6 protein-coding genes are annotated in these 6,392 nt (G+C 46.8%); 5 read left to right on the forward strand and 1 reads right to left on the reverse strand.

Features of this window, described 5'->3' with window-relative positions; genetic code table 11:
* Nucleotides 1-3 precede the first annotated feature (3 nt).
* Nucleotides 4-1,155: an efflux RND transporter periplasmic adaptor subunit gene (locus PLU01S_RS22985; RefSeq protein WP_074829186.1), complete on the reverse strand. Its 1,152-nt coding sequence runs from the start codon at nucleotides 1,153-1,155 to the stop codon at nucleotides 4-6.
* Nucleotides 1,156-1,700: 545 nt separating this feature from the next.
* Here PLU01S_RS22985 and PLU01S_RS22990 point away from each other — a divergent pair.
* The 5 genes from PLU01S_RS22990 to PLU01S_RS23005 all read left to right on the forward strand — a co-directional run bounded on the left by PLU01S_RS22990 (nucleotide 1,701) and on the right by PLU01S_RS23005 (nucleotide 6,253).
* Nucleotides 1,701-2,723 (forward strand): hypothetical protein, encoded by a 1,023-nt coding sequence (locus PLU01S_RS22990; protein WP_074829189.1) that lies wholly within the window; start codon nucleotides 1,701-1,703, stop codon nucleotides 2,721-2,723.
* Between the two features lie 217 nt (nucleotides 2,724-2,940).
* Nucleotides 2,941-3,216 (forward strand): hypothetical protein, encoded by a 276-nt coding sequence (locus PLU01S_RS25525; protein ID WP_139208914.1) that lies wholly within the window; start codon nucleotides 2,941-2,943, stop codon nucleotides 3,214-3,216.
* A gap of 105 nt (nucleotides 3,217-3,321) precedes the next feature.
* Nucleotides 3,322-4,461 (forward strand): hypothetical protein, encoded by a 1,140-nt coding sequence (locus tag PLU01S_RS26030; RefSeq protein WP_074829192.1) that lies wholly within the window; start codon nucleotides 3,322-3,324, stop codon nucleotides 4,459-4,461.
* A 50-nt stretch (nucleotides 4,462-4,511) separates the two neighbouring features.
* Nucleotides 4,512-5,648 (forward strand): PIN domain-containing protein, encoded by a 1,137-nt coding sequence (locus tag PLU01S_RS26250; protein ID WP_074829195.1) that lies wholly within the window; start codon nucleotides 4,512-4,514, stop codon nucleotides 5,646-5,648.
* Between the two features lie 134 nt (nucleotides 5,649-5,782).
* The gene (locus PLU01S_RS23005) at nucleotides 5,783-6,253 is read left to right on the forward strand and encodes a hypothetical protein (RefSeq protein ID WP_010794833.1); all 471 of its coding nucleotides are present in this window, start codon (nucleotides 5,783-5,785) and stop codon (nucleotides 6,251-6,253) included.
* The last annotated feature ends 139 nt before the right edge of the window (nucleotides 6,254-6,392 follow it).

Here is a 6,392-nt window from a genome sequence, read left to right on the forward strand (position 1 = left end):
CGGCTACTGTCCCTGCTGCGTGGCGCGAGCCTCACCGGAACCTGCCGGTTTGAACTCAACCGCATGTACCGTCGCCCCCGCCTTGACCTTGCCGGTGCCTTCAACGATGAGGCGATCGCCTTCCGCCAATCCGCTTTGAATCAGCCAACTGCTACCAATAGCCTGGGTTGTAACCACTTCACGTGCTTCAACCGTGTTGTTGGTGTTTACAACCAGGGCCATGCCATTGCCTTTCGCATCTCGGGTAATGCCTCGTTGAGGCGCAAGGAGTCCCTGAGGCGCAACGGCCTCTTGCAAGAGGGCTCTCACATACATGCCGGGCAGAAGAAGCCCTTCAGCGTTAGGGAAAAGTGCGCGAAGCGTGACAGAGCCGGTCTCCTGATCCACGGCAACCTCTGCAAATTTCAACACTCCTGAATGTTGATAGAGCGAGCCGTCCTCCAGGCGAAGGCTAACATCGGTGCTGCCAGCGGCTACGCCATTGCCCAAGGCCTTCTTGAGCCTGAGCAGCGCGGCGCTGGATTGAGTGATGTCTACGTAGATAGGGTCCAGCGTACGGATAACCGCCAGCGCGGTCTCCTGATTGGCAGTTACCAGAGCACCCGGCGTGATGCTGCTCTTGCTGATCCGCCCAGCAATAGGCGCCGTGATCTGCGTGAAATTCAAGTCGATCTGTGCAGACTCAACCGCCGCCTTGCGCTCGGCAATGGTAGCCAGAGCTTGTTGATAGCTGGCCTTGGCATCGTCTGCCTCCTGCTGGGAGACGGCTTCGATCTTGATTAGATCGCTGTAGCGTTCGGCTTTAAGCTTGGCGGCCTGCAACGTGGCCTGGGCATTAGCCAGCGAGGCCTTGGCCTGGTTGAGCGAGGCACGGTAGGGCGCCTGTTCGATTCGGTAGAGAACCTGCCCGGCCTTGACGAGTGTTCCTTCTTCAAAGGTACGCTGTGTAATGATGCCTGACACCTGTGGGCGAACCTCAGCCTCCATATGGGCAACGGTTCTGCCGTTAAGCTCGGCAACCAGGGGGACAGGTTGTGACTTCAGCGTTACCACCGCCACCTCAACCGGCGGTGCTGCAGGTGCCTGAACAGGCGCTTCAGGTTTGCAGGCGGCTAGCCACAGCACAGCCAAATACAACAGGGCTTTCGATTTCATGTGTAGACGCACACTTTTCCAAACTAAAAATGTGCGCCAAGGTAGCGGCTGGGAAGAGGGGAGACACCCGTCTTATGGATGATTTGCCCTCCGCCTTAAGTCTGCCCTCAGGCTTTTTGAAAGACGGTTCACACCACCAGTAGGCATGACTTACTTATAGGCGAGCGGCTGGTTGATACCTTGCTGGCGCTTTGAGGAAAACCGAAAAGCAGGCATTGGCCTTAGACGCTACATGCTTATGACATGAAGTGCTGGCATAGGCATCAGTGTAAGCGAAGGAGTATGAGCTGAGTCTCGTTTCTTCTGCTTGAAAATTAAACCTACCTGTAATAGACACGCTCCATGCGAATCGAGTAATGTCTGAGCTCGATTTGCTCCCGCAGCCGTGCCGCCCTGAGCATGATGTATAACGTGCTTATACCGTCACTGATCCTTGGAAAGGCCCGTTTTAGAAAGGAAAATAGAAATGACAGGGAAGGTTATGCGTCAGACTCGTCCAGCGTGTTATCCGTCACGTGACGTCTAATAGTAGTTAGCACCCACATATGATCTTCGATGCCGTCACTAGAACAGATGCAAGCCCGAAGCTGAGCATTGAGACTGACTTCGAGTTCTTGAATCGGTCTGCTCGATCTGAGATGGCCCGTGCGAGAGAGTTTCTCGAAAATTTAGTAAGCAACTACCCAGACCCGGATGACTTGATTAGTAGATTTCGCAGCAACAACAACAGTAATTTCAGGTCTGCTGAATTCGAGCTTCTCTTGTACTCCGCTCTGCATAGGCAAGGGTTTCTACTGACGCCTCATCCGGAACTGCCTAACGGCTCCAGCTCTCGTCCTGATTTCCTGGTGACAACGCCAGTTGGAGACAGCTTCTACCTAGAGGCTGTGCTCGCCAGTGAAAACTCCGCAGATCAGACAAATCAGCCGCTAATTGCGACTACTCTTGATGTGTTCACCACTGCTTCGCACGCGAACTTCGGAGTGATCGTCAAGACGTCTGGATATCCATCGACACAACCGCGCCGGCGCCGCATTCTTCGGAAGACACTCGCTTGGCTCAATTCACTTGACCCGGATGAAGTTCAAGCTGAAATTGATGCTTCAGGTCACGATGCCATGCCGACGCTAGTTTTGAATCATGAGAGTCTAGAGATATCGGTTCAGGCTCTTCCTCTGCGGGCAGATCGGCGCGGAAAAGCGAGTAGGCTTCTTGCGGCCCAGTTCGGTCAAGCTGGCTGGGTCAACTCTTGGAGTCCCATCAAGGATGCGATCACCTTCAAGGGTAATAAATACGGATCTTTAGATAAGCCGCTAGTCGTGGCGGTCAATTTCTCGGGCCATCACCTTGATCGACTCGATGAAATGCAAGCCCTGTTCGGCCAGGAGCAAATCATTCTTTCAACGGAGAATTTGGACGCAGAGCCGCGGCTCGATAGAGCTCCGAACGGAGCTTGGGTCGGAAAGTCTGGTCCACAGTTTCGGCGTGTTAGTGGGGCCTGGTTATTCGATAATCTGTGCGTCTACAACGTGCCCAGCCGCCATGCAACGCTGTACCTAAATCCATAGGCTACATTGCCTGTCCCAGGCGACATGCTGCGATTCTCCCATGCCATCGGAGTCGACGGGCATATGACATGGCAGGATGGTGTCGCTTTCGGGCAAACTTTTGACCTGCCGGATGATTGGCCTTAGCTGGGAGCTAACCATTCATTCAAGCCGACGCCACTTCTCAAGCGTTAAGCACTTTAGCCAGAATCTATATATACACATTGAGATTAACATCATGGATGTCGACCACAGCAAGACCCGAATAATAGACAACAGCCACTGCTTCGAGGTTGGAATATCCAGTTGGAGCAAAACAGAAACCTCTATTCGCTGCCGTTATGACCATCCTGAAACGGGCCGTTTCAGCCCTCATGGTTCAAGCGAGCTTCCACTCCACGATTTACAGCCACTGATTGAAGTTGCTGCTGAAAATGATCTTCTAAGCACATTAGAATGCGCCGCTATAATTCATGCTCTTACTGCATCAATTACAAGGCAGAATATCAAATAAAGTGCCTAACTAGCGGTTCAAATCGATCGCTTCGCTCACTGGGACGGGCTAAAGCCCGCCCCTTAACCAAACGTTAGGGCTCAAGGATTACAGGAAAAAATGTGCATGAAAGATTTACCAAGAAATATTCAAGTTATTTTTGAGAATAATCCGAAGCTCATTGATTTGATCCCGAATCCTATCCTGGTGTCAGATTCGTCATTCGTCTCGGCTTTTAGTCAAAAGTTAAAAAAATCCTCGGCAGGGGATGAGGAGGGTTCATTTTATAGAGTCATATTTAAGAAAGACTCTTCGCGAGAGCTAATGACTATTAATAGCGGGGAATTAAAGGGACTGCTTACATCTACATGCATTGAGAGGGGTAAAATTAGCGATGTTGCAGGCTTAGAGAAGGTTGAGCTAGATAATCAAGCAGACCTAATGCCGACTTTGCTAGGTATAAGTCTGTATGGCGCAATTCAAAACAATCTATCTTACATTTCTCATCTTTGTGCTGATATTAGGAATCACCAGATTCTTGAAGAGCAAGCTCGATTTGAAAGAATATCAGAGACGATAGAAGACAGCTTCAGAAGTATACCTGACATCTCGCTAGATAGATCGATGCGAGATGTATATTTATCTCGGATAGTAAAAAATAACGAAGATTGTTATGAAATGTATGTCTCTCAAAGGCACAGGTTTAAAGAACTCTTAGATTCGGAGCCAAAGGAGTATTCAACAGGCTTTAACTACTATTTCACTACATATGAAGGTCGGCGATTTAATCCCGATCAATTCTTCGAGAATAAAATTCTGGCTCATCCTGTATTTTCTATTTTCGAACGCTTGGTGGCGGGTAGGATTTGTGAAGTCGTACTAAGTGGGAATTATTCTGAAAGCAATATTCAGAGGCATAGAGATTTTGTAAATAGAGTTAAGCTTGAGCTCGATGACCTAATGGAGTATCGGCTGAATGCTTTCGACAACTTTACAAGCGAGCAGCAACGAAAAATTGAAGGCGATTTGAATTTATCTGGCTATGAGCGCAGGGATTTGAGTGAGCAATTAGAAAAACATATTAGCTTTGTTGCTCGAATAAAAGATAGGGTATTTGATTTATTGGAAGCAAAGTTAGACGGATTTAATATTCTGGCTCATCTTATGAATCAAGACAAGATAGATGTATTTCTGATCGATGGAAAGCTGCTCGTAAACAACTCGGAGCTAAGCCCTAACAAAGCATTGCAGCGGACAAGCCGCTGAATGCGGCGTTAGATTCAAAAAAAGCCCGCGCCTCATAAATGGAGTTTCCAATGGCAAAGCAAACATCAGTTGATGAAGACTTGGACAGCTCACTGTCGTACCAAGAAAAATTTGAAAGTACTGATCATATTTTTTCATCTTCAATTAGAAAACTATCCGACTACGTAAGCGACTGCATCGTTGTACTGGATACAAATGTACTGCTAATACCGTACACACTCAGAAATGAAGATGTTGCCGAAATTGAAAAGGTATATCAGACATTAAGTCAAAAGAAACAGCTATTCTTGCCTAAGCATGTGGCTAGGGAGTTTGCTGCAAATAAAGATAAAAAACTGGCTGAACTATATAAAACCGTGTGCGACAGGAATGTTACCGTATTGAAATTGCCTGACGCAGCCATTTTGAAAGACACCCCAGAGTTCAAAGAGCTTGAACGAGAAAGGCGAAAGCTAGAAAAGGCTTCTGAAACATACAATGGCGCCGTTAAAAAATTAGCAAAGAACATTAAAGAGTGGTCATGGAATGATCCGGTTGTTCAGATGTACAGCAAGTTCTTCAATAGTGAGAACATTGTTCATCATGAAAAAAATGACAACTATGTAAAATCAGAACTAGAGCGAAGAAACAAACACAAAATCGCGCCAGGCTATAAAGACTCTGGCAAAGACTCTAACGCAGCCGGCGACTTAATAGTTTGGCTTACAATTCTAAATATTGGTGAGAACCATAAAAAGAACCTAATATTTGTAAGCGAAGATAGAAAACCTGATTGGTGGAACCAATCAAATGGCGCCGCATTCTCTCCGAAATTCGAACTTATAACTGAATATAAAAGGGCCTCATCTGGAAAAGAGCTTAGCCTTCTAATATTTTCAGAATTCCTTGAGGCGTTCAATGTTTCTGAACAGGTTGTAGAAGACATCAAGAAGTCAGAAGAAGAATTTAGAATTAAAAGAATAGAGAGAAATAAGCTAAATAGACGCCCTAGATCACTAATATTGCGCGAGCTTGAACGAAGCGGAAAAGATATTTATCACTGCCAGGTATGTGGCTTTGAGTCAGGCGAAAATAACATCCTTGAGATTCATCATATTGAACCACTTTCACAAGGTGGTGATGATAACGTCTCAAATATTGCCATTCTCTGCCCAAATTGCCATAGATCTATGCATTCAAGAATCTAACGAGTCATTCAAGCGGACGCCGTTCCGGCGCCCCTTAATTTCAACGTTAGGCTTAAGAGCAAAACCGAGTGGAATCAAATATGTGTTTTATAACCCCTCTTTCCAGCATATAATCTTGAGCCTATGGAGAAAACGTGATCTGGAATGAATTAAGGAAACATTTAGGAAAAGGAATTAGCACATTACCCGAAATGCCAGTAAAAGTTACTGATCGCATATATCAGGCAGGCCCGGCATTTCTAATGACATCTAATACGCTGAAGGACTTTTCCCCGTCCGATGAACCCATTATTACGCTAATCATCTGGGCACCATCAGCGGGCGCGCTTAAAAGAGCCTTCAATGGTGATATAGAAAGTGATGATGGAATCTCAGGAATCCCCCCAAATGAAATGTTAATATCCCCAACTGCAAATACCTGGGGAACAATTAAAGAGCAAGCAAAGGAGCTTGGTATAAAATTTCTTGAATCAGCTAGCTATCGCATCATGACTGATGGTGCTTTCATTCAAAAACAACTTCAGTCTCGGACATATCGGGCTTATTTTCGTTCTCGAAATACAAAATTCAACGAACACCCATATGTCATTGCCGTTACCGCCTAACAACTGTATATGGACTCTCCCCACAAGCAGTGAGGATAGCTTTTTCGATCCTGTCGTCAGCGCGGCTGCATTCGTATATCCGGCCTTTACTGGACACTGCCCTGGCCATTCTGTAGTTCGCGCAGCAGGGGCCAAGTGC

The sequence above is a fragment of the Pseudomonas luteola NBRC 103146 genome (assembly GCF_002091675.1).
GTDB lineage: Bacteria > Pseudomonadota > Gammaproteobacteria > Pseudomonadales > Pseudomonadaceae > Chryseomonas > Chryseomonas luteola.

What these genes read in the sequence shown, in the direction of transcription:
- PLU01S_RS22985 (WP_074829186.1), bottom strand. Translation starts at nt 1,155, where the DNA reads ATGAAATCGAAAGCCCTGTTGTATTTGGCTGTGCTGTGGCTAGCCGCC.
- PLU01S_RS22990 (WP_074829189.1), top strand. Translation starts at nt 1,701, where the DNA reads ATGATCTTCGATGCCGTCACTAGAACAGATGCAAGCCCGAAGCTGAGC.
- PLU01S_RS25525 (WP_139208914.1), top strand. Translation starts at nt 2,941, where the DNA reads ATGGATGTCGACCACAGCAAGACCCGAATAATAGACAACAGCCACTGC.
- PLU01S_RS26030 (WP_074829192.1), top strand. Translation starts at nt 3,322, where the DNA reads ATGAAAGATTTACCAAGAAATATTCAAGTTATTTTTGAGAATAATCCG.
- PLU01S_RS26250 (WP_074829195.1), top strand. Translation starts at nt 4,512, where the DNA reads ATGGCAAAGCAAACATCAGTTGATGAAGACTTGGACAGCTCACTGTCG.